This is a genomic window from Bartonella sp. AP58NXGY (assembly GCF_042195785.1).
In the GTDB taxonomy this organism is placed as follows: Bacteria; Pseudomonadota; Alphaproteobacteria; order Rhizobiales; family Rhizobiaceae; genus Bartonella.
Window position 1 is genome coordinate 1 of the sequence record NZ_JBHIOY010000164.1, and the last position, 859, is coordinate 859.

The window sequence follows — 859 nt, forward strand, 5'->3', positions numbered from 1 at the left end:
CTTTTCATGAATCGCCTCAAAGGTCCAAGGGCTGTCCCAACATTTTAGGGTTGGTAACGTGGGGGATATATCCGCTTACTTATTCATCAGTGTAAAGATGGAATGCTCAATGAATTGACCATTATATCCTTCCAAGGGGCGCTATCGCGAAATGAGCTTCGATGCGTTGAGAGATGTGTCTTTCAAACAAGCATGTGTATTGGCAAAATATCTATATTCTGTTTGGGGCGTTTGGTTCTTCGTGATGGTTGTGACTCTCTTAGAGAACGCGAGAAACATAAAGTTGTGAGGCAATACATCATCTCTTTTTGTGTCAATTTACAAATTCTCTTGAGATCACTGCTTTGGGGGCTATAATTTTCTCTATTTTTACGCGTTATTTTATAAATAACACAATTTTAAATTGTTATGTTTGTAGATTATGGCTTTACACAAAGTGTGGAGTAGTTATATAAAACACAAAACGTATTTTAAATTATCACGTGTAGCCAAAGTTATTCAATAGAACGCGTGTTTTTTTTATTTTTAGAGAAGGGGAAGAAAGTTTGTAGAAAATTATGCTCAAAAATCATCTCTCTTTATGTCGTTTTACAACAGTTATTTTTTTCTTTGTATACAATGCTGATGCCGATGATGTTTCTTCTCAGAAGAAGCAATATTTATGTAACGAAAGTGCTTCATTTTATCACTGTAACGATGGGAAAACGCATGAAATTTCTGGGAAAACTTATCAACTCACGGGTGAAAGTTATGATGCAGCTTTAGAGGCTGCCGGGGAAAATACGCTCATTGAGGGAAAGGCTATAATCATTAACGGTGTTTCGAATGCTAATGGTCCTTCCGGAAAAGGCGTTTGGAC

Annotated in this window: 1 pseudogene; it reads left to right on the top strand. The window is 36.8% G+C overall.

What is annotated here, in order from left to right:
* Nucleotides 1-557: 557 nt before the first annotated feature.
* A pseudogene (locus tag ACFINC_RS10205) lies at nt 558-859 on the top strand (autotransporter outer membrane beta-barrel domain-containing protein); the annotation flags it as partial.